The organism is Geomonas sp. (genome assembly GCF_035254065.1).
Classification (GTDB): domain Bacteria; phylum Desulfobacterota; class Desulfuromonadia; order Geobacterales; family Geobacteraceae; genus Geomonas.
In genome coordinates this window covers 1-21,490 of record NZ_DATFBA010000019.1, presented here as the reverse complement: position 1 = coordinate 21,490, position 21,490 = coordinate 1, and the positions used below count along the sequence as shown (strand labels likewise).

At 62.9% G+C, this 21,490-nt stretch carries 24 protein-coding genes; 18 read left to right on the top strand and 6 right to left on the bottom strand.

The features are described 5' to 3' along the window. Positions 1-203: 203 nt before the first annotated feature. On the top strand, positions 204-584 hold the full coding sequence (locus VJ604_RS01135) for a response regulator (protein WP_324079542.1): 381 nt from the start codon (positions 204-206) through the stop codon (positions 582-584). Positions 585-619: 35 nt separating this feature from the next. Here the strand turns inward: VJ604_RS01135 and VJ604_RS01130 are convergent, their stop codons facing one another. From VJ604_RS01130 to VJ604_RS01115, 4 genes are all read right to left on the bottom strand, one after another. Further along, complete coding sequence (locus VJ604_RS01130; protein ID WP_324079541.1) at positions 620-811, bottom strand: hypothetical protein; 192 nt, start codon at positions 809-811, stop codon at positions 620-622. Between the two features lie 93 nt (positions 812-904). Then, positions 905-1,273: an Hsp20/alpha crystallin family protein gene (locus tag VJ604_RS01125; RefSeq protein ID WP_324079540.1), complete on the bottom strand. Its 369-nt coding sequence runs from the start codon at positions 1,271-1,273 to the stop codon at positions 905-907. 140 nt (positions 1,274-1,413) lie between these two features. Continuing rightward, complete coding sequence (locus VJ604_RS01120; RefSeq protein ID WP_324079539.1) at positions 1,414-1,812, bottom strand: Hsp20/alpha crystallin family protein; 399 nt, start codon at positions 1,810-1,812, stop codon at positions 1,414-1,416. Positions 1,813-1,847: 35 nt separating this feature from the next. After that, the gene (locus VJ604_RS01115; RefSeq protein WP_324079538.1) at positions 1,848-2,297 is read right to left on the bottom strand and encodes an Hsp20/alpha crystallin family protein; all 450 of its coding nucleotides are present in this window, start codon (positions 2,295-2,297) and stop codon (positions 1,848-1,850) included. A 355-nt stretch (positions 2,298-2,652) separates the two neighbouring features. Between VJ604_RS01115 and VJ604_RS01110 the strand changes: the two genes are divergently transcribed. From VJ604_RS01110 to VJ604_RS19225, 7 genes are all read left to right on the top strand, one after another. Further along, the gene (locus VJ604_RS01110; protein WP_324079537.1) at positions 2,653-3,099 is read left to right on the top strand and encodes a hemerythrin domain-containing protein; all 447 of its coding nucleotides are present in this window, start codon (positions 2,653-2,655) and stop codon (positions 3,097-3,099) included. A 192-nt stretch (positions 3,100-3,291) separates the two neighbouring features. Further along, on the top strand, positions 3,292-3,969 hold the full coding sequence (locus VJ604_RS01105) for an RNA polymerase sigma factor (protein WP_324079536.1): 678 nt from the start codon (positions 3,292-3,294) through the stop codon (positions 3,967-3,969). Continuing rightward, positions 3,969-5,189 carry a DUF2275 domain-containing protein gene (locus tag VJ604_RS01100; protein ID WP_324079543.1) on the top strand — a complete coding sequence of 407 codons (1,221 nt, stop codon included), beginning with the start codon at positions 3,969-3,971 and terminating at the stop codon, positions 5,187-5,189. The genes VJ604_RS01105 and VJ604_RS01100 overlap by 1 nt, the downstream gene beginning before the upstream one ends. 207 nt (positions 5,190-5,396) lie before the next feature. Next, on the top strand, positions 5,397-6,260 hold the full coding sequence (locus VJ604_RS01095; RefSeq protein WP_324079535.1) for a S66 peptidase family protein: 864 nt from the start codon (positions 5,397-5,399) through the stop codon (positions 6,258-6,260). After that, entirely contained in the window at positions 6,257-6,832 is a 576-nt protein-coding gene (locus VJ604_RS01090; RefSeq protein WP_324079534.1) for a nucleoside recognition domain-containing protein, read from the top strand. The genes VJ604_RS01095 and VJ604_RS01090 overlap by 4 nt, the downstream gene beginning before the upstream one ends. After that, on the top strand, positions 6,829-7,362 hold the full coding sequence (locus VJ604_RS01085; protein ID WP_324079533.1) for a spore maturation protein: 534 nt from the start codon (positions 6,829-6,831) through the stop codon (positions 7,360-7,362). Before VJ604_RS01090 ends, VJ604_RS01085 begins: the two co-directional genes overlap by 4 nt. Before the next feature lie 202 nt (positions 7,363-7,564). Continuing rightward, positions 7,565-8,122, top strand: coding sequence for an Ig domain-containing protein (locus VJ604_RS19225; protein ID WP_349256656.1), 558 nt, complete (start codon positions 7,565-7,567; stop codon positions 8,120-8,122). Between the two features lie 86 nt (positions 8,123-8,208). Here VJ604_RS19225 and VJ604_RS01075 read toward each other — a convergent pair whose 3' ends face one another. Continuing rightward, positions 8,209-10,776, bottom strand: a complete 2,568-nt coding sequence (locus tag VJ604_RS01075; RefSeq protein ID WP_324079531.1) for a sigma 54-interacting transcriptional regulator — start codon at positions 10,774-10,776, stop codon at positions 8,209-8,211. Positions 10,777-10,917: 141 nt separating this feature from the next. Here VJ604_RS01075 and VJ604_RS01070 point away from each other — a divergent pair, with 141 nt between their 5' ends. The 3 genes from VJ604_RS01070 to VJ604_RS01060 all read left to right on the top strand — a co-directional run bounded on the left by VJ604_RS01070 (position 10,918) and on the right by VJ604_RS01060 (position 12,931). Next, a complete protein-coding gene (locus VJ604_RS01070; RefSeq protein WP_324079530.1) occupies positions 10,918-11,370 on the top strand; it encodes a MarR family winged helix-turn-helix transcriptional regulator in 453 nt (150 codons plus the stop codon). A 67-nt stretch (positions 11,371-11,437) separates the two neighbouring features. After that, entirely contained in the window at positions 11,438-12,028 is a 591-nt protein-coding gene (locus tag VJ604_RS01065; RefSeq protein WP_324079529.1) for a YceI family protein, read from the top strand. Positions 12,029-12,205: 177 nt separating this feature from the next. Next, positions 12,206-12,931 carry a DODA-type extradiol aromatic ring-opening family dioxygenase gene (locus VJ604_RS01060; RefSeq protein ID WP_414652377.1) on the top strand — a complete coding sequence of 242 codons (726 nt, stop codon included), beginning with the start codon at positions 12,206-12,208 and terminating at the stop codon, positions 12,929-12,931. Positions 12,932-13,021: 90 nt separating this feature from the next. On the opposite strand, the gene VJ604_RS01055 is transcribed toward VJ604_RS01060, so the two are convergent. Next, entirely contained in the window at positions 13,022-13,672 is a 651-nt protein-coding gene (locus tag VJ604_RS01055) for a response regulator transcription factor (RefSeq protein ID WP_324079527.1), read from the bottom strand. 383 nt (positions 13,673-14,055) lie between these two features. On the opposite strand from VJ604_RS01055, the gene VJ604_RS01050 reads away from it, so the two are divergent. The 7 genes from VJ604_RS01050 to VJ604_RS01020 form a co-directional block, all read left to right on the top strand. Then, on the top strand, positions 14,056-14,895 hold the full coding sequence (locus VJ604_RS01050) for an XrtA system polysaccharide deacetylase (protein ID WP_324079526.1): 840 nt from the start codon (positions 14,056-14,058) through the stop codon (positions 14,893-14,895). Beyond that, positions 14,892-15,932, top strand: a complete 1,041-nt coding sequence (locus VJ604_RS01045) for a FemAB family XrtA/PEP-CTERM system-associated protein (RefSeq protein ID WP_324079525.1) — start codon at positions 14,892-14,894, stop codon at positions 15,930-15,932. The genes VJ604_RS01050 and VJ604_RS01045 overlap by 4 nt, the downstream gene beginning before the upstream one ends. A 9-nt stretch (positions 15,933-15,941) precedes the next feature. Beyond that, on the top strand, positions 15,942-17,135 hold the full coding sequence (locus VJ604_RS01040) for a glycosyltransferase family 2 protein (protein WP_324079524.1): 1,194 nt from the start codon (positions 15,942-15,944) through the stop codon (positions 17,133-17,135). Then, the gene (asnB, locus tag VJ604_RS01035) at positions 17,135-19,024 is read left to right on the top strand and encodes an asparagine synthase (glutamine-hydrolyzing) (protein WP_324079523.1); all 1,890 of its coding nucleotides are present in this window, start codon (positions 17,135-17,137) and stop codon (positions 19,022-19,024) included. Before VJ604_RS01040 ends, asnB begins: the two co-directional genes overlap by 1 nt. Beyond that, positions 19,012-19,539: a serine O-acetyltransferase gene (locus tag VJ604_RS01030; protein ID WP_324079522.1), complete on the top strand. Its 528-nt coding sequence runs from the start codon at positions 19,012-19,014 to the stop codon at positions 19,537-19,539. Before asnB ends, VJ604_RS01030 begins: the two co-directional genes overlap by 13 nt. Continuing rightward, positions 19,536-20,780 (top strand): glycosyltransferase family 4 protein, encoded by a 1,245-nt coding sequence (locus tag VJ604_RS01025; RefSeq protein WP_324079521.1) that lies wholly within the window; start codon positions 19,536-19,538, stop codon positions 20,778-20,780. Before VJ604_RS01030 ends, VJ604_RS01025 begins: the two co-directional genes overlap by 4 nt. Beyond that, a partial coding sequence (locus VJ604_RS01020) for an RIFT barrel domain-containing protein (protein ID WP_518517897.1) occupies positions 20,777-21,490 on the top strand: 714 nt, incomplete at its 3' end. The genes VJ604_RS01025 and VJ604_RS01020, both read left to right, overlap by 4 nt.

Here is a 21,490-nt window from a genome sequence, read left to right as displayed (position 1 = left end):
CAACGGTTCCCCCTGCCCCGGCTCTTTAGAGTCCTTCCTTCCTGGGGGCGGGGACTTTTCCACCACCAACAGGACAGAGAGCACAACCTGCCGCCTCTATTGAGGAACTGTTGGATAAGAAACGAGGTTTATCGTGAAAGGTATTTGGGCAGCCAGGTTGCGCCACTGCCTGCACCGGCACGGCACGTTAGATAGGAGTGGTTATGAGTCGAGGGTCAATCCTGCTGGTCGATGACGACCTTCATTCTCTGCGCATCCTCAGCATGATGCTGGAGAGCAGGGGGTACCGCGTCCGGGCAGTGTCTGATGGCACGCAGGCCCTGGAAATGATGAAGCTTGATCGCTTCGGCATGCTGATTACCGATTTCGAGATGCCGAGGATGAGCGGTGTCGAATTGGCGATTGAGGTGAGAGCCCAGCATCCGGATATGCAGGTCGTGATGGTGACCGGAAGCAATCTGCAGGATATCATCGTGCCGGCGGTGCAGGCTGGGGTATCGGCGATAATTCGGAAGCCGCTTGATTTTGCCGAACTTATGGACGTGCTCGGGCCTTCCCTACCGGCCCCGGCCACGCCTGGGTAACAAGGGGAGCGGCCCAGCCTGCTCGTGCAACAGCGCTAGGCGAAATGGCCAACGTTTCCGGACCCCTCCTCTCTTCCTGAGAGAAACCGGAGCACGTTGTAGAGGTTGGTCAGTCTTTTCTCCAAAACTTCCTTTTTCTGCGGGTCTGCGATGGTCCTGTATTGTTGATGCAGCTCCTTTACATGCTCTTGAACTATGCGCAGGGGGTTGATTCCTTTACCTTTCATCTATCCCTCCTCACTATATCGCTGGAAAGAAATCACGACTCTGCCGACGAACCAGTGAGGGCCGCGCTGGCGGCCCTCACAACCCTCGCTGGTTCAGGATACCGGCACCCGGTAACCCGCGTGCCGTCCTTGCTCCGGCTTGGGCAGCCGGATGGTGAGGACCCCGTGTTTGAGGTCCGCATTGACGGTACCGCTGTCGACCTCATAAGGCAATTGCACTGTTCTGGAGAAGCTGCCGTATCGGCATTCTGAAAAAAGGAACCCATCACCTCCTTTCCGTTCCTGGACGACTTTCTTCTCTCCTCGTATGGTCGGCCGTCTGCCGAGAAGCTCGACGGAGAACTCATCTTTCTTCAGTCCCGGCACTTCTGCCCTGACAACCAGTTCATCAGCTGTTTCCTGCATGTCGAGCAGCGGGCCGCCGATCCGCTGCATGAAGGCGGGGAGGGTGTCGGCCGTCATCCCCTCCGGAGAAGTCTCCTCCGTTTCCAGGGGATGAGATTCGCCAGCGCTTGGCCGACTTTCTCCTGTACCGGCTCCAGTACCTCCCTCCACTTTTCGGGCAACAGGTTTGACATGGTGATCACCTCCTAGCACTTCTCTTACCCGACCTGTACGGCGATCCGTCTCGGTTTGGCCGCCTCCGCCTTCGGTATCCGGATGGTAAGGATGCCGTTGACGTAGTCGGCCCGGGCTTTCTCATGGTCCAGGCTCTCCGGAATGGTGAACTGGCGGTAGTAGTTGTCCAGTTCGAACTCGCGGTGGACGAAGGTACCGGAGAGTTGGTGACGGGCCGGTGCGCTGATGGTGAGGATTCCTTTTTCTATGTGCAGGTTGACCGATTCCTTGGTCGTCCCCGGGAGGTCCGCCGTCAGGACCAGGCTTTCTTCATCCTCGATGATGTTCACCGCCGGGCGGATGAAGCGCTCGTTGGACCGGGTATCTTCACGGGTCTGCACATTGCCTTGCTCGTTGGTTGCGGTCAAGCTGTTCGCTGACATGGTTTTTACCTCCTTTCCGTGTCGTGTCTTCCCTGTCAGGAGACGATCAGGTCGATCTTTTTCGGTTTGGCGTGTTCCGCCTTGGCCATGGTCACAAGCATGATGCCGTCCTTATAGTTGGCGGTGATCCTGTCGGGATCGATGTCGACGGGCAGTTCGATGGTGCGGGAGAATCTGCCTGAGCCGAGCTCGGAGCGGTGCACGATCTGGCCCCGCCTCTCGGCGAACGGTTTGCGCTCACCGCTGATGGTCAGCGTGTTGCGCAGCACGCTTAGCTCGATCTCCTTGGCGTCGACGCCGGGCACCATGGCTTCCACGTAGAAATTCCCCTCGTCCTCGCTGAAGTTGACCAGCGGGAAACGGCGCGCGGTCACCGGCGAAAGGAATGTCGGCCCAAATGGGCGACCGAAACCAGCGCCACTGAAGGCATCATCGAGTTCCCTTCTGAGGCTGTCGAGTTCTTTGAATACATCCCAGGTTGCCATGTGAGTTACCTCCTTTCGAGTAGTGATTACTGATCGAAAAATAAGTACGCACTTTTTCGGTGTCAAGGGGGGGAGCTGCAACATGCTGCACATTTTGCTGGCTTAGCAATATTAACTAATTACCGTGCTTGATTGCCGTAACTGGCTCATCCCTGTTCATGGTGACCAGGACTCCCCGCATGCTGTTCAGCCTGGATGCAGCAATGTCATAGGTATCCCCGGGGCCGCTTGGGAATCCGGATCAGGTGAGGGCAACCAACCTGTAGTGGTGGCCTTGTATTGAGCATGATCCATGTTAAAGTCCCCTAATCGTACAGGGCCTGAACAGATCATTCCCACAACAAAGGAGGAATTCATGCCACAGAAAGCGTTCGAAATCTTGAAGCGGGACCATCGGCAGGCGGAAAAGTTGATGACGCAGATAGCCGAGGGGGGGCAGGAGCAAAGGCAGGACCTCTTCGAAACCCTGCGGGATGCCCTGCAAAAGCACATGCAGATGGAGGAAAAGCTTTTTTACCCGGAGGTGAAGAAAATCAGTGAATTGAAGGACCTGGCCAGTGACGCCATCGAGGAGCACGAGAAGACCAAGAAATTCCTCTCGGAACTGGAGAATATGCACATCACCACCAAGGAGTGGCTAAAGAGCTTCACCAAGATGCAGGAAGGGGTGTTGCATCATGTCCAGGATGAGGAGAAAAAGGTATTCCCGGGCTGCACCAAGTACATGCAGCCGCAGTTGCTGCAGCAGATCGGCGAAAAGGTGACCGAGATGAAGGAGCGGACGGCATCGGGCAGAAAGTAGCCGCTCGCCGGGAGTTGGCTGAAAGCCCAAGGGAGAACGTTTCTCTTGGGCTTTTCTGTTTCCAGGGGAGATGGCTCCGCAGGCATAGACGGAGCCGGCAGATGGTTCAAGCCGTGTAACGACAGTTAAGCGGCTTTTTGGCGTCCAGTCACCGAGGAATGGAGCAATTTTCAGTGACCGCTGAGGCCATGCATGGTATTTTGCGTCTGCTTCTCGATACTCTCCGAATTCACCCAGGTGGACCGCCGCGTGGCAGAGCTGTCAGATTATACGATTGGCGACCGGGAGACCATCGCCGACGAGGATGCCGAACTGGTGGCTTCCTGGCTAAGCGGTGAGCTTTCGGCTTTCGAGCTGCTCGTGCGCAAGCACCAGAAGCGGTTACTCAATATCGCTTTTCGGATAACGGGCGATTACGAGGATGCCTGTGAAGTGGTGCAGGATTCCTTCCTCGCCGCCTACCGGGGGATCGCCTCCTTCCGGAGGGAGTCCAGGTTCTCCACCTGGCTGACGAGCATCGCCATCAACCTGTCGAGGAACCGGCTCCAGCAGGCCGGGAGACACAACAATTTTTCCTCGGTCGATGCGCCGACACCTGGTGAGGGCGGTGTTCATCATGAGCAGAGGTCGCCTGCCCCGTCTCCCCTGGAGAGGTTGGAGCGACTCGACCTGCATGAGAAGCTGGAAGGGTGTATAAAGGCCCTGGCCTCCGAGTTCCGCGAGGTCATCGTGCTACGGGACATGCAGGACTTTTCCTACGACGAGATGTGCGCCACACTCCAGGTCCGGGAAGGGACGATCAAGTCCCGCCTGTTCAGGGCCCGGGAGGCGGTGAAGGGATGCCTGAAACGGGCGGTGGGTGAGCTGTGATGGAGCACACTGAGATAAGGCGCAAGCTGTCCGATTTTCTGGACGATGCGGTCACCGACGCGGAGAGGAGGGCGATCGAGGCGCACCTGGCGGAGTGCGAGCAGTGTCGTAAGGCGCTGGCCGAGCTGGGGAAGACCATCGCCCTTGTGAAGGCACTCCCTGAGGTGGAGCCACCCCCCTGGATGACCGCAAAGATCATGGCGAAGGTGGGTGACGAGGCTGCCCGACCGAGCCTGTGGCGCCGCCTCTTCCTGCCGCTCCACGTGAAGCTGCCGGTGGAGGCTTTTGCCATCCTTTTCATCTGCATCATGGGCTATTACCTCGCCCGCAATAACGCCCATCTGGCGTCGCCGTCAGCCCCGCTTCCCGCCAGCGAGGAGTCGGCCCGGCCTGCTGAGGCTCCGGCTGCTCCAGTTCCTGCTCCTGCTCCTGCTCCTGCGGCTGCACCTGCGCCTGCGCCTGCCCCGGCTGCCAGGAAAGTCCCGGTGGGCGCCGGTCAACCAAAATATCTTCACCCCGCACCTCGCCAGGCGGCGCCTCAACCGAAGCCTGTGATACCGTCGGCTGCACAAGAGGCGGCCGCTTCAAAACCTCCGCTTCCTGCACCGGCGCCTCCTTCCGAGGCCCCCGCTGCCCCGGCAGCCGTTCAGCGCACAGCACGCTCCCATGCGCCCTCTTTTGACGCGTCCGTTTCGCAGGCTCCCCTTTCTCTGATGGGCACGCTTGCCCCGGAAACTGACGCCCCCACCCCCGAGGGGCACCAGCACCGGGCAGCTGCGAAGAAGGGGGCCGAGCAGCTGAAGGCCAACGAGCAGTATGAGCGGGGCTCTTCGGAAGCGTCACGGCAGAAGGGAGGAGCCGCGCTGTCCCGGCAGGCGGTGCCACCGGGGAGGGCCGACGCCGAAGCCTCTCTCCCCGGCTTTCTGCAGGAAGAAAGCGGGCAGGCGGGGATGGTCCCCACTGCCGCAGGGCTGGAGATTGCACTTACGGTGAGCGATCCTGTGGCCGCCGTTGACTCCGTCGAGCCGGCCGTCATTCGCTGTGGCGGCACCATCGTCAAGCGTTCCTACGAAGCGTTGCACCATCGCCTGGTGGTGCGCGTGGAAGCGGCTAAACTCTCCTCCCTCTCAAAACTGCTCGCCAAGATCGGCACCATACAGAAATCTCCACCGCCAAGGGATGAAGAGGCAACGACGGTGGAGGTTACTATAAGCTGGTAACGCGACAGTTGTCCTGGTGCTGGCGACCAGCCACCTCACCGGTGGCGGCGAGGTGGGTACTCTTCACCCAGGGGCGCTACCGATGAGGCTCTCCTCTTTCGAGAGCAGAAAGATTGCAAGTTGTCAAAGATGTTCGTGGATGCCAATATACCAGTCGGTGCGGCCGTTCGCAGTTTCCGGAAAAAGCCAGACGGAATCGGAGAAACTTTGAAGAACATCGCCATAGTGACGCCGAGTTACCTGATCAAGAAGAAGAGCGATCACGACAAGGGAATCAGGCAGCTCGAAAAGCAGGGATACCGGGTGCTGAATCCGGAGTTTGTACGGAAACTTCCGACGCCGCAGGCGAAGGCTGAGCAGTTACACGCAGCGTTCAGCGATCCCAATGTCGACATCGTATTGGCGCAGCGAGGGGGCTACAGCGCCATGAAGGTGCTTCCCCATCTCGACTTCGAGCTGATCGGCAAGCACCCGAAAATCCTGGCGGGCTTCAGCGACCTGACCGCGCTGCTCAATCCAATTTACGACCGTACCGGCCTGGTGACGCTGCACGCCCCCATGGTGATCAACCTGCATGATCCTACCGAGTTCACCCTGAAATCCTTTCAGAACGCACTGCAGGGTTTTCCCGAAAAGAACCTGTTCCGGGGGGCGCCGGTCAAGGTCTACCATCACGGCAAGGCCAGCGGCGTACTCAAGGGCGGCAATCTGACAACCATGAGCGCCCTCATCGATACTGACTGGGATGTAAATCTGGAGGGGGCGATCGTGTTTCTCGAAGACGTGGATGAAAAGCTGTACCGCGTGGATCGCTACCTGACGCAGTGGATCCTGGCCGGGAAATTCAGCGGGGTGCAGGCGCTGATACTCGGCGATTTCGGCCTCAAAAGCCGTGCGGTTTACCATATCCTCGCCTCGCAGATGGAAATCAGCATACCGGTGGTGCACTGTCCTTTCATCGGGCATGTCCTCAACATGATAACGCTGCCGATAGGCGCCGGCGTCGAGATCGATACGAACAAAAAGTCGCTGGTGATAACCTCGATCGCCACTCCGGGGGGTGTTGGGTGAACATAATCTGGCTCCTGTTGATCTGCATCAGCATCGTATCCGCCATCTTTACCGGCAACCTCGAGCCCTTCACCAAGGCCATTTTCGATGGCGCCAAGGCTGCGGTGGAGGTATCTCTTTTCCTTTTGGGGATCATCTCGGTCTGGATGGGGATCACCAGGATACTGGAAGATTCCGGGCTGATCTACCGCATCGCCCACGTTTTCAAGCCGGTTGTCGGCAGGCTGTTCCCGCAGGTGCCCGGTGATCATCCTGCCATCTCGGCTATCACGCTGAACCTCTTGGCCAACATGTTCGGCCTTGGCAATGCCGCGACCCCTTTGGGGATCAAGGCGATGCAGGAGCTTGGCGAGCTCAACGGACACAGTGAGACCATCTCCTTCGAGATGATGGTCTTCATGGTGGTCAATACCGCGAGCATCCAGCTGGTGCCCTTCTCGCTGATAGGGATCCTGGCGAGCTTCCACGCGAAGAACCCGGCGGCCATCGTGCTCCCGGTCATGGTGGCTACCGTCATCCACGCCTGCTCCGCGCTCTTGGTGCTCTTCGGATTCCGGAGGGTCCTGAAATGATCGATTCCATCAGCTACCTTTCCCTGCTCATCACCCCCCTGTTCATCCTGGGCGCGGTGCTCTACGGTTTCTTCAGAAAAGTCCGCGTCTACGACTCTTTTGTGGCCGGCGCCAAGGAGGGGCCGCGCGTCGTCCTGAACATTTTTCCGTACCTGCTCGCCATTTTGGTGGCGATCAAGGGGTTTCAGGCCTCCGGCGCCTTCGACTTTTTGAAGAACGGCTTCTACCAGCTGTTCTCCTTCCTCGACATCCCCATTGAGGTGATCTCGATTTCCTTCATCAAGCCGCTGTCCGGAAGCGCTTCCACCGCCATGTTTACCGACATCGTCAAGACCACCGGGCCCGACTCCATGGCCACCAAGATGAGCGCGGTGATCATCGGGAGCGCCGAGACGACCTTTTACGTGCTGGCCGTCTACCTTGGCGCGGTGAACATCAAAAACAGCCGCTACCTGGTCCCGGTCTGCCTGATCGGCGATGTCATCGGGGTGGTGGTGGCGATCATGGCAGCGAGGTATCTCTACCACTGATGTGCAGGGTAACCCCTTTGAAAGTACAGGGCAGAGATGAAACCTGAACACGATTAAATATTTATGGTATTTAATCCCGGACGATGGTATAAGCAAAAACTCAGTCGGTTATTCCTCCAGCTCGTCAGGCCACATCGCTTGCTCCGCCCGGCTCAGGGGCTATTGCTTTGCCAGAGCGCCATCGAAAAGGAAACGCGTACCCATGAAAAATGTCCTGATTGCCACCATTTTCTTCCTGGTCGCCTGCCTCACCGGATGTGGCGCTGATTGGTTTCCGGGTGCCTCCCCTGTCGTAATGATCACGACCACCACCTTGCCAAACGCAGCCATCAATACCGCCTATTCCCAAACCCTGACAGCCAACGGCGGAACGGCGCCCTACACCTGGACTGTTGCCAGCGGGAGCACGCTGCCAGCCGGCCTGACGCTCAGCAGCACCGGTGTCCTTTCCGGGACTCCCACCACCGCCGGCACCTTCACGTTCTCCGTTACCGTGACCGACTCGTCGACCCCCGCAACCACCAGCACACAGAGTCTTTCCCTGGTGGTGAGCAGTACGTCTACCATCACACTGGCTCCCGCATCGTCGGCTATCATAGCTTCCGGCCAGAGTATCATAGTACCTTCCGGCACCACGTTCACTCCTCCCAACGGGGTGGCGACCTTAATAACCGGCAGTATCCAGGTGCCAGCCGGTTCCGTGTTGCTCGCTCCGGCAACCGCCAATACCGCGGTCACTTTTACCGTCACTGGAGTGTAGGGCGCACGGCGCCAGGGTCTTCCCCAGGTTTTCACCAGGCCTGGCTGATGGGTAATAGGACCGGGAAACGGTGGGGCGGTCTTGACCTACAGGACAAAAAGAAAGAGGGCAGTGGTTACCAGGATCAACAAGCGCTGGCAGTAGAAGGTGCCGGTTGCCGGGATGTCCAGCTTCCGGAGCTTGCCGAGGGTGTGCCAGGAGAAGGCTCCGGCGGCCAGGATCAGCGGGTAGAACAGAAGGCGCAGCGTCCCCAGTTCCGGGGTGAGGAGCGCCGGGTCGAGCAGGGTATCCAACCTCGAAAGGACCAGCAGTTCAGGGACCAGCCGCGCCCCGTACTCCACCAGCGGCCGGAAGTAGAGCATGAAGAGACCGACCGCCGCAAGTGGCAGGTAGGCCAGTCCGCAACTGGCGAAGACCCTCCTCCAGCGCAGGGGGCGGCCGGGGAGGCAGCCGGCCAGCACCAGGGAGGGATACCCCACCAGCACCGCCAGGGCAACTAGATACTCATGGAGCCCCCACAGCGGGGCCCGCTCCACCCCGCCGCCAACACCCACCACCAGCGATACCCCCTTCAAGGCCAGTACCACCGCCACCAGCGTCACACAGAGCAGCGCATCACCGGTCGCATGCCGGGTGCGTCCCAGCAACCCCGAGGAGGGGTGACGCAGGTCGAGCTGCATGGAGCGGTGCGGGCAGTTGCGCAGGCACTGCATGCAGAGCACGCAGTGGTCCGAGCCGTCCAGGCCCGACGGGTGCAGCCCCATCGGGCAACCCTTTTCCTTTACGCATTCCTCTACCCGGCACCTGCTCAGGCAGACGGTGTGATTGCTGTGCATCTCCAGCAGGGAGATGCGCGCCACCAGCCCCACCACCCGCCCGAGCGGACAGAGGAACTTGCACCAGCCGCGACGCCCCAAAAGCAGGTCGCCCAGCACCGTCGCCGCCAGTATTCCTCCCAGCAGAACTCCGGTCGTCCGCGGACGTGCCAGCATCCCGACCCCCTGTTCCAGGAGCAGGATGGCGATGAGGCCGGCGAAGCTGAAGGCGGCCCCCCAACTGCGCAGACGGCGCCCCCGCCGGTGCACGGCGTCCCCTGACCTCCCCAGCAGCGAGCCGATCGCCTCCAGCGGGCAGATGCCGCACCAGCCGCGGGCGAAGAAGAAGGTGGCCATCACCAGCGCGGGCCAGCCCAGGGTCCAGGCCGCCAGGTTGGCAGGGTTATCCTCGCCGGGTCCCCACAGGAGAAAGAGGAGCAGCGCCAGGAAGAGGGCGACGCTGACCCAGCGCAGCTTTCCGTGCAGGGTAGGGGAGTGCGCGAGCCGCTCCACCGTGGGGAGCCCCAGCAGGTTGAAGCGACCCTCGCCGGCCTGCTGGCCCTGCAGGGAGATGTGCTCGGGATGGATCTCCCCCTCGCCGCAGACCAGCACCGCGCGGCTCAGCACCTGGTACAGTTCGGTGCCGTTCAGGGGCCAGTCGTGTTCCACCAGCAGGTTGAGCGCGTCCTGGGAGAGCCGGGGCACCTTGGTCCGGTGCTTGGCGCAGACGGTGCGCAAAAGCTCCCGGGCCACCCCCGGGAGGTCCTTTCTGCGCTCCCGGAAGGGTAGCAGGTGCACCGTTTCGCGGCTCAGCCTCGCGTAGAGGTCGGGGTGGAACTGCCCCGCCTGGGCCAAAAGGTGCAGCGGCTTGCCGCTGCTGGCGATGATCCTGACCCGGGAGCTGCGGGCGCGGCTGTCCCATCCCCGCCTGAATTCGCCGGTCTTCAGGAAGCTCGCCAGCTCTTCCTGCACCTGTGGCGCCAGCCGGTCTACGTGCCGCAGGATCAGGTCGCCCCCGTCGGCCATCTCGACCATCCCCCTTCTGCTCCGGTGCGAGGAGCCGTCCGGAAGGGAGGCGGTACCGAAGAGCGCGTTCTGCTGCGCGAGAGCCAGCTCCCCCGCCGGACCGGGATCGGCAAGGCTCTCACCGGCCGTAAAGGTCACCGGCGGCGCCCCGCAGTCCAGAAAGAGCACGGGGCCGGCGGAGATGGAGTGCTCGTGGATCAGCCGGGCGGCCAGATCCTTCCAGGTCCCCGGTTCCCCGACGATCAGCACGTCCCGGCGGCTGGCGCCCACGGTGGCCAGGCGCTGGTTGATCTCCCGCACCCACGGTGAGTTGCCCGGATAACGGTCGTACTCAGGGAAGAGCCGGCTGCCGATGATGGAGCTCATCAACTCGCGGTGCTCGCTCTCCTCGCGCCGGTGACGTTGCGCCCAGCTGCCGAGCTGTCCGGCGAGGATGCGGCAGAGATTGGCGTAGAGTGTCGGTATCTCCCCCAGCAGTTGCTCGAAATCCTCCCGGGAGAGCCGGGCGGCCCGCAGCAGCGAGATGGCCCGCACATCAGCGGTGCGCCTCTGTCCGGTCAGCATGGTGCGCTCGCCGATCAGCCGTCCCGGGCCCAGCTCGGTCAGGTTGATCACCTGCTCCTCGTCTGCCGGAAGTTCTACCCGCGCCCGACCTTCCAGGATGATGAAGAGTTCCTGGGGGGGCAGGTCCCTGGTCAGCACCAGTTCACCCTCGGCAAACTCGCGCTCCTGCAGGCGGTTGACGATGAGTGCCATTTCGCCGGGGAGCAGGCCTGAGAAAAGGGGTATGTCGTTGAGGTGGCTGAGATCCATAGAATCAGGGATGTTAGCCGATATCGCGCCCCAGGTCCAAACTGTATACTTTTCCGGGGCAGGAAAAAAAGTGGTTGACAGCATGGCTGCGAGGATTTAGTTTTATATTAAACTATATGACATTGAGCTACGAGAGAGACCATGACTAACACGAACCCCACCTACCTCGCCCTCAACACCTACACCAAGCTGATGAGGGCTGCCGAATCGGTCACCAGCCGGACCAGCCGGGTGATGTCGGCCGCCAATCTGACCCTGAGCCAGTTCGGCGTGCTGGAGGCTCTCTACCACAAGGGACCGCTTTGCCAGCGGGACATCGCGGCCAAGATCCTCAAGAGTACCGGCAACATCACCATGGTGATCGACAACCTCGAGAAAAGCGGCCTGGTGCAAAGGGTGCGCGACAACGAAGACCGCCGCTTCCTGACCGTCCATCTCACCGAGCAGGGAAGGGAACTGATCACCAGGGCCTTTGCAGAGGTGGAAGCGGCCATTGTCAACGATATGTCAGTCCTCAGTGAAACGGAGCAGGAAGCTCTGGGAGCACTGTGCAAGAAACTGGGATTGAAAGGAGGAACGACCGGAAAAGTCTGAGCGGAAAAAAATTTGCCGGACAAGTTCAACGTTAAACTATCCAACGTCCATCGAAAGGAGAAACACCATGAAACGCTTCGTTACTTTGCTTGCCACCCTGACAGCCCTCTCCGTACCGGCTATGGCACTCGCCTCCACCTGGAACCTGGACCCGGACCACTCCAACGTCGGCTTCAAGGTCCGCCACCTGATGGTCTCCAACGTGAAGGGGAACTTCGACAAGTTCTCCGGGACCATCAACATCGACGACAAGGACATCACCAAGTCCAGCGTGCAGGTCAGCATCGACACCAACTCCATCAACACCAACGTGCAAAAGCGTGACGATCATCTGCGCAGCCCCGATTTCTTCGATGTCGCCAAATACCCGACCATGACCTTTGTTTCCAAGAAAGTGGTCAAGGCTGGCAAGGACAAGCTGAAAGTGACCGGCAATCTCACCCTGCACGGCGTCACCAAGGAGGTGGTGCTCGAGGTGGAAGGCCCCTCCGCTGACACTAAGGACCCGTGGGGGAACATCCGCAAAGGTGCCACCGCTACTGCCAAGATCAACCGCAAGGACTTCGGGCTGGTCTGGAACAAGGCCCTGGAAACCGGCGGGGTGGCGGTAGGCGAGGAGGTCACCATCATTCTGGAAGCGGAGATGGTCAGGAAGTAACAGCTCTGCAGGGGGCCGGGAGGCAGCAGACTCCTCCCGGCCGGTTTTTAGCACCCTTCCGGCAGGTTCCGAAGAGGTTTCCGGCGGGATGGCGGTCGCTTGGCACGACCAAAGGGGACGATCATGGCCACTACCTTTCCAGCGCTCTTTGTCTCACACGGGGCCCCCAGCCTCATCTTGGAGGAATCCCCGAGCCGTGACTTCCTCAAGCGGCTGGGGAGCGAGATCGGCAGGCCCAGGGGGATCGTTTCGATCTCCGCCCACTGGACCACGGCTGAGCCGCGGGTCACCACCAATCCCCACCCCGCGACCATCCACGACTTCGGCGGCTTCGCCGAGGAGCTCTACACCCTGAGCTACCCTGCTCCCGGCGACCCGCTGCTGGCTGGCCGCGTCCTGTCGCTTTTGCAGGATAACGGGATCGGGCCCGGCGGCAAGGACAGTTCCCGGGGGTACGACCACGGTGCCTGGTCACCGCTCATGCTCATGTACCCGGAGGCCGACATCCCGGTGTTCCAGCTCTCGGTCCAGCCTCAACTGGGGCCGCGGCACCACCTCGCCATGGGCGAGGCGCTGAAGCCGCTGCGGGAGGAAGGTATCCTGCTTCTGGCCAGTGGGGCGCTGACCCATAACCTGATGGATTTCTTCGGCAGGGAGCTCAACGCCGAGCCGCTCCCGTACGCACGGGAGTTCGCCGACTGGGTGGTCGACAAGGTGGAGAACGACCGGCGCGAGGAACTGCTCGATTTCCAGCTGCGTGCGCCGCATGCGCTGCGTAACCACCCCACGCCTGAGCATTTCCTCCCCCTCTTCACCGCGCTGGGCGCCGGCGGCAAGGGAAGGCTGCTGCACGACGGCTTCACCTACGGGGTGATCTCCATGGCGGCCTTTGCCTGGGATTGAAGCAGAGATAATCGGTGATAAAAAAAGAGCCCTGAGTGATCAGGGCTTTTTTTTGTGCCTACCGAGGGATGCTGGCCATTTGCCGAAAGGTCAGTGTGAAAAGGGGGGCTTCATGGTGAGGGCCAGGGGGACCAGCTGGGAGCGGGAGGAGACGTTGGCCTTCCTGAAGATGCGGCCGATGTGGGTCTTCACCGTCTGCTCGCTGATGTTCAGCCGTTCCGCGATCTTCTTGTTCTTCAGCCCTTCCGCGATGCAGAGCACGATGTCCCGCTCCTTCTTGCTGAGCGATTCCTTGGTCCGGTTGGAGGAGTAGCGCATCAGGCTGTTCATCAACACCTTCAGCTTGCCGTTGTCTATCCAGATCTCGCCGTTCAGGATCGCCTGCAGAGCCTTCCGGAAGAGGTACTCGTCCGTGCTGGTGGAGATGACGCCGTCTATCTTATGGTTCAGCAGCAGGTAGATCAGCTCCTCGTCGGTGAGGCCCGTGTCGATGAGGATAACCTTTGCCTGCGGCCAGCGCTGCTGGTAGGCGGGGATCAGGGTGTGGGAATCTACCAGGATCTCATCCGGGTCGAAGCCGGTGAACTCTTCGGCGCCGGTCGCGATCCTCGCGCAGTACGCCCCGCTCTCATCAACCAGCAGCCCTTGCAGCCCGCGGCAGAGGAGCTGGTTGCTGAGGCTGATGAGGACCTTGATGGGCTGCATCCTGCCGTCACACCTGTCGCTGGTATAGATAGGCATACTGCCCCCGAGTAAGCTGCCATCGTGTGCTGCGCGTTTCCTCGGATCGGGTAAGATAAATATCTCTTAATAATTATCGCAAATCCCCAGAAAAGCCAGCGAGATATTTTCCCACCCGGTCGATCAGAGCATCCTGCCCATCGTTTCCGACCCGCTTTTACCCCCTTTGGGGGACATCGTCCGCCCGCAGGCTCTTCGCCTTTCCAGATCGTCCCCCGTCTCAGTATTAATACCTTCGGCCGTTTCAACTATTACCTTTGTGCCACCCGGTTGACCCACATTTTAAATGAACTTCTGATGGATGTCCCGCTTCCGCAGGCATGTTAGCCTCATTTAATATCAAAGGCGCCCAAGGAAGGAGCGGGGCGCTGGGGGATAGAGCGATGCTGAACGCCCTGACAGTCGACGTTGAAGACTACTTCCAGGTGACCGCCTTCGAGAGGGCGCTCTCCAAGGAGGATTGGGACCACATGCCGCCGCGGGTCTCCGACAACACCCGGCGGCTGCTGGACATCCTGGACGACTTCGAGGTGAAGGGAACCTTCTTCATCCTGGGCTGGGTGGCGGAGCGCCACCGCTCACTGGTGCTGGAGATCCAGCGGCGGGGGCACGAGATCGCCTGCCACGGCTACGGCCACGAACTGATCCACAACATCGGGGAGACCCGTTTCCGGCAGGACGTGCGCAGGTCCAAGCAGGTCCTCGAGGAGATGGTCGGCGTGGCGGTGCACGGTTACCGGGCCCCCAGCTATTCGATCACCGAACGTTCGCTGTGGGCGCTCGATATCCTGGCGGAGGAGGGGTTCAGCTACGATTCCAGCATCTTCCCCATCCATCACGACGTCTACGGCATGCCGGACGCCCCCAGGTTCCCCCATCTTCTGGAGCGCAAGGGGATGAAGCTTTGGGAGTTCCCGATGAGCACCCTCCCCATGAAGCTCGCCGGGCGCAACTACAACTTTCCCATCGCCGGCGGGGGGTACCTGCGCTTCATCCCGGCCGCCGTCATCGATCGCGGGATCACCAGGATCAACACCGTGGAGCTGAAGCCGGCGGTCCTCTACCTCCACCCGTGGGAGATCGACCCGGACCAGCCGCGCATCCCGGCCGGCTTCAAGTCCCGGCTCAGGCACTACTTCAATCTCGCCAGGACCGAGGCAAAGCTGCGCCACCTGTTGGGGGCGCACAGCTTCGGAACCATGGCCAAGGTGCTCGACCTATGACCGCCCAACCCTACCACATCAGCAGCGATCTCGACCAGGCGAGCTGGGACTCCTTCGTCACCAGTTGCTCCGAGGCGAGCGCCTATCACCGCTATGCCTGGAGGGGGGTGATCGAGCGGAGTTTCGGGCACCAGTCCCATTACCTGGCGGCCCTCGACCAGGCCGGGAAGGCGCAGGGGGTGCTCCCGCTCTTCCACGTCAAGAGCGCCCTCTTCGGCAACTTCCTCATTTCGGTCCCCTTCGTCAACTACGGAGGCCTGCTCTGCCGCAGCGAGCTTGCCGAACGGGAGCTGCTCGTGGAGGCCGAGCGGCTGCGCCGCCGGCTGGGTGCGCGCTACGTCGAGCTCCGTCACTTCGGGCGCCCGGTAGCCGGGCTCCCCACCAGCAGCCGCAAGGTCACCATGCTCCTTCCCCTGGCGGGAAGCGAGGATGAGCAGTGGGAAAGGCTCGACCCCAAGGTGCGCAACCAGATCCGCAAGGCCCTGAAGAGCGGCCTCAGCTTCCGGATGGGGGGAGCGGAACTGCTGGACGACTTCTACCGGGTCTTCGCCCACAACATGCGCGACCTCGGCACCCCGGTCTACTCCAAATCCTTCTTCCGGGAGGTGACCGCGGCTCTGGACGAGGGGGCCCGCGTGCTGACGGTCGACCTCGGCGAGCTCACGGTGGCGGCCGGCATAGCCACGGCGAGCGGCGAGGTCGTGGAGATGCCCTGGGCCTCCTCGCTTGCCGAGCACAGGCCGCTTTGCCCGAACAACCTGCTCTACTGGGAGGCCATCCGGTTCGCCATCAGGAGGGGGGGCGCCACTTTCGACTTCGGGCGCTCCACGGTGGGGGAGGGGACCTACCGCTTCAAGAAGCAGTGGGGGGCGCAGCCGGTCCAGTTGTACTGGCAGTACCTGATGAATGAGGGGGAGCCGCTTCCCGAGCTCTCCCCGAGCAACCCGAAGTACCGGCTGGCCATCAGGCTCTGGCAGCGGCTGCCGGTAGCACTGACCAAGGTGCTGGGACCGCCGATCGTACGAAAGATACCCTGAGGTTCGCCCATGGCTGAGGACCGTCTCTTCATATTGTTGCTGGTGCTGCTGCTCGGCTACACCTACCTGGGGTATCCGCTGCTCTTGTGGCTCCTTGCGCGGCTCTTCCCGAAGAGCCACCGCTGCGACCTCAAATACCGCCCCAGCGTCACCCTCATCATCTCCGCCTACAACGAGGCCCAGGTGATCGAGGAGAAGATCGTCAACTCGCTCGCCCTCGACTACCCGAGGGAGAAGCTCACCGTCCTGGTGGTTTCCGACTGTTCCGACGACGGTACCGACCAGCTGGTCTGCCGTTATGCCGACCTCGGCATCCGCCTGCTGCGGGCGCCGGAGCACCGCGGCAAGACGGCGGCCCTCAACCTGGCGCTGGCCGCCACCACCAGCGAGCTGGTGATCTTCTCCGACGCCAACGCCATCTACCAGCAGGACGCCATCCGTCAGCTGGTCCGCCACTTCTCCGATGACAGGATAGGCTACGTGGTCGGCCACGCCCGTTACCGGGAGGAGAAGGAGAGTGCTGCCGGGGGGACGGAGTCCCTGTACTGGGACCTGGAGACCCGCATCAAGCTGTGGGAGTCGGCCTTTTCGTCGGTGGTCGGGGGAGACGGCGCCATCTACGCCATCCGGCGCTCGCTGTACGAGCCGCTTTTGGAGAGCGACATCAACGACTTCGTGAACCCCCTGCAGATCGTGGCCAAGGGGTACCGCGGCGTCTTCGAGCCTCGCGCCGTCTGCTACGAGCAGCCGGCCGGCGCCTTCGACAAGGAGTTCGGGCGCAAGGTCCGCATCGTCAACCGCAGCTTCAACGGGCTGCTCAGGGTCCGTCAGGCGTTGAACCCCGTGCGGGTCGGCTTCTTCTCCTGGCAGTTGGTCTCCCACAAGCTCCTGCGCTGGTTCTCCCCCTACCTGGCTGCCACGCTGCTCGTGCTGATGCTGCACGACACCGTGCGGGGCGGCCGCCATCTCCTCGACCTGGTCAGCCTGACCTCCGCGGCCGGGATGCTGGCGGCGGCCGGCATCGGCTGGCTGTTACGGGGACGCGCCCACGGGGGGAAGGTCTGGTTTCTTCCCTATTACTTCGTGCTGATGAACCTCGCCATGGCGCTGGGCATCTATCATCGGCTGCGGGGGCGGACCATCACCACCTGGTCCACGGTCCGTTCCCAGGCGCCGGGCAGTTCCTGGCGGGGAGGCAACTGATGTGCGGGATCGCCGGTTTCACGCGCAGCCTGGTCCGCGATGCCGACGCGGGGCTTTTGCGCCGGATGGGGGATGAGATCCGCCACCGGGGACCCGACGCCTCCGGGGAATACCTGGATCCCTTGATCGGCCTCGCCCACCGCAGGCTCAGCATCCTGGACCTCTCCACGCTGGGCGATCAGCCGATGGCCTCCTCCTGCGGCCGCTACCTGATCGTCTTCAACGGGGAGATCTACAACTTCAGGGAGCTGCGTGCAGAGCTGGAGGCCGAAGGCGTTCAGTTCCGGACCAGGACCGACACCGAGGTGATCCTCGCCCTCTACGCGAAACATGGCGCCCGCGCCATCCCCCTGCTGAACGGTATGTTCGCGCTCGCGCTTTGGGATCGGCTGGAGAGGAAGCTTGTGCTGGCGCGTGACCGCATCGGCAAGAAGCCGCTCTACTACTGGCACGCCGGCGGCGACCGTCTGGCCTTCGCCTCGGAGATCAAGCCGCTTCTGCGCCTGCCGGGCATCCGCCCGGAGATCGAGCCGACCGCCCTGGCCGACTACTTCAAGTACCTCTACGTACCGGCTCCCAAGAGCATCTACCGCGGCATCTACAAGCTGCCGCCGGCGCACCTCCTGGAGCTGGAGGCGGGAGGGGAACCCCGGCTGAGCGAGTACTGGGACGTCGATTTCTCCTCCGGCTCGAATCTTTCCGCCGGGGAGGCGCAGGAGGCGCTCTTGGAACTCCTGCAGGAGGCGACCTCCTGCCGGATGGTCGCCGATGTCCCGCTGGGTGCCTTTTTAAGCGGCGGCATCGACTCCAGTGCGGTGGTGGCCTTCATGTCCCGAGCGGCGGGGAAGGGGGTGAAGACCTGCTCCATCGGTTTTGCCGACCGTGAGCACGACGAGACCCTCTACGCCAGGGAGGTGGCCGAGCTCTTTGCCACCGACCACCACGAGTACCGGGTCCAGGAGGGGTTGCCGCAGACCGTGGCGCTCCTGCCGCACTTCCTGGACGAGCCGTTTGCCGACTCCTCCGCGCTCCCCACCTACCACGTATCGCGGCTGGCCCGGCAGCTGGTGACCGTCGCGCTGGCAGGAGACGGCGGTGACGAGAACTTCGCCGGCTACGGGAAGTACGTGACCGAGATGAAGGAGGAACTGGCCAGACGGCTGCTGCCGACCCCGGTCTTGTCGCTGCTGCAGGCCTCCGCCTCCTGGTCCCGCCACCCCCTCTTCTGCAAGGCCGGCTCGCTCGCCACCAGCGCCCTCTGTCAGCCGGCGCGGGCCTTTTACCGGACCAACACCTTCATCGAGGACGCCGAGCTGGCGGCGCTGCTTGCCGAGCCGGTCCGGCGGGCCTGCACAGGCTACGACCCCGGAGGCTACACGACCCGCTTCTGGGACAAGACCGCCGGCGCCGACCACCTGACCTCCATGCTGTACACCGACCTGAAGACCTACCTGCCGGGCGACATCCTGGTCAAGGTGGACCGCATGAGCATGGCGCACTCCCTGGAGGTGAGGGCTCCCTTTCTGGATTACCGGGTGGTCGAGTTCGCGGCCAGGCTCCCCAGCTCCCTGAAGCTTGCCGCCGGGCGGCAGAAGATCATCCTGAAAAGCACCCTGGCCAGGGTGCTCCCGGCAACGGTCTTGAGCCGCCGCAAGCAGGGGTTCACGGTGCCGCTGCGCGCCTGGCTTCGCCAGGATCTGAGGGAACTTGCCGAGGAGTCCCTGCTGGGGCGTCCCGAGCTGGGGGAGTACCTCAGCATCCCTGAGGTTCGCAGGATTTGGCGGGAGCATCAAGAGGGCCAGTGGGATCACGGCACCGTGTTGTGGGCGCTCTTGATGTTCGCGCTCTGGCACCGGGAGTACATGGGAGGCGAGTCATGTTCGAGCTGATCAGGGGGGATCTTGAACGTCTGCAAAAGCCGGCCTCTTCCTCGCTGCGCACCCTGCTGGCCGGGCTCTGCTCGCAGGGACTGCAGGCCATCCTGGTCTACCGCCTTTTCAGCTGGCTGGACCGGCACCGCCTCCCCAGCCAGCCGCTCCGCTTCTTCTGCGAGCGCTTCATCGAGGTGACCACCGGCATCTCCATTCCCGCCGCCTGCCGGATCGGCAAGGGGCTCAGGATCCACCACTTCGGCGGCATCGTCTTCCATCCCACCGCCGTGCTGGGCGAGAACTGCACCATCTACCACGGGGTAACCATCGGCGACCGCGGCGGCAGCGGCAAGGCGGCGGTGATCGGCGACGGGGTGCTGATCGGCGCGGGGGCCAAGATCATCGGGGAGGTCACCATCGGCGACCGCTGCGTGATCGGCGCCAATTCGGTGGTCACCCGGGACATGCCGGTGGGAGCCACCGCGCTGGGGGCCAAGTGCCGGCTCAGATATCCGGACGGAAGGATCGAATGAAAAACGAACAGTCGGTACAGCCATACGGAGAGGGGAACGGGATCCGGGTCATGGACCTCCGGGGGACCTACAAGGGGGGGGGAGGGCCCGACAAGACGGTGCTCAACTCGGCCGCCCGTCACGACCCCGACAAGGTCCAGGTCCTGGTGGTCTACCTGCGCCAGCCCAAGGACGACCAGTTCTCCATCCCGTCCCAGGCCAGGCGCTTGGGGATCCGCTACCTCGACCTGGAGGACGGCGGGCTGCTGGATCCCGACTGCCTGCGTCGGCTGGCCGGCCTTCTGGACGCCCACCAGATCTCGGTGCTGCACGCCCACGACGACAAGACCCTTCTCTACGGCTGGCTGCTGAGCCTGGTCAGGCCGGGGCTGCGGATCCTTTTCACCTGCCACTCCCACGCCGTGGCGAGCCGCCCCGATTTCCGGTCGCTGGCCGACTTCCTCGCCTTCAAGGCGCGCCAGCGGGTGCTGATCTTCCTGATGCAGCGCTTCCTCAAGCCGGTGCTCACCGTCTCCAACGACACCAAGCGCCGGCTGGTCGCCAGCGGGCTCGCCGAAGGGGAGATCGCGGTGCTCCCCAACGGGATAGACACCACCGTCTGGAGCCGCCGCCATGCCACCCCGGTGCTCAGGCGGGAGCTGGGGGTAGGCCCGGAGGGCCTGCTGGTGGGGACCGTGGCCCGCATCACGCCGGAAAAGGACCTGGCCACCTTCTACCGCACCGCCTCCGCGGTGGTCAGCCAGCTGCCGGGGACGCTCTTCGCGGTGGTGGGGGACGGCTACGGCAACGAGCTGGAGCTGGCCAGACGCGAGGTGGCCGCGCTCGGCTTGGCGAAGGTGATCCGTTTCACCGGGCACCGGGAGGACCTGGCCGATGTCTACGCCTCCTTCGACGTCTTCTTGATGAGCTCGCTCTCCGAAGGGATGCCCAACACCCTGCTGGAGGCGATGGCCATGGGGTTGCCGACCGTGGCCACCTCGGTGGGGGGGATCCCGGAGCTCCTGGAGCACGGCACCCAGGGGTACCTCGCCCCGGCCGGCGCCGCCGAGGAGCTGGCCGGCCACGTACTCTCGCTTTTGCGCTCGCCCGCCTTGAGGGAGCGCTTCGGCGCCAGCTCGAGACTCAGGGTGGAGCGCCATTTCGACTTCGACGGCCGGGTGAGGTGGCTTGAGCGCTACTATGCCTGGTTTGCCGGCGCCGGCCCGCTGCCGGAGCCGGCAGGTGGGGGTGTTGAGCGATGAAAGAAAAAGAGATCTGGGTCATCGAGAGCCAAGGGGCGGCGCGGGTCGCCGAGCCGGTCACCGTCTCGGTCCCCCTGGTCAGGGGTGAACTCCCCCCTGGAGGGGGGGTGCGGCTGCTCGATGCGCAGGGACGCAACTGCCCGGTTCAGTGGGAACCGGTGATGCGCTGGCCGGACGGTTCGGTGAAGTGGCTTTTGTGCGATTTCTCCGCCTCGGCGCCCCCCCTGGGCCGCGCGCTCTACACCCTGCACACCTCCCCGGACCCCTCCCCCCTGCCGGTCGGCATCGAGGTCGGCTCCGGCAGAGAGTCCTGGCGGGTCGACACCGGCGCCGGCTGCTTCCTGGTCGACACCAGGCGGCTTCTCCCCTTCGCCGCCTACCTGAGGCCGGGGGAGTTGGGGGTGGCGGCCGGGGAGGGTCTCCAGCTGACCCTGGCCGACGGCACCCGGCACGGCGCCCTGGTGGAAAGCCTCACCCTGGAGAGACGCGGCGGGCTGCGCACCACCCTGCGCCTCCAGGGGCGCTTCCAGGCTCCCGCCCGGGCGCTCTTCAACTGCCGGCTCCATTTCTACGCCGGCCGCAGCGTGGTCTCCGTCGAGCTCACCCTGAGAAACCCCTCGGCAGCCCATCACCCCGGCGGTCTCTGGGACCTGGGCGATCCCGCTTCCCTGGTCTTCCGGGAGCTTAGCTGGGGCTTCCCGGTACCTAAG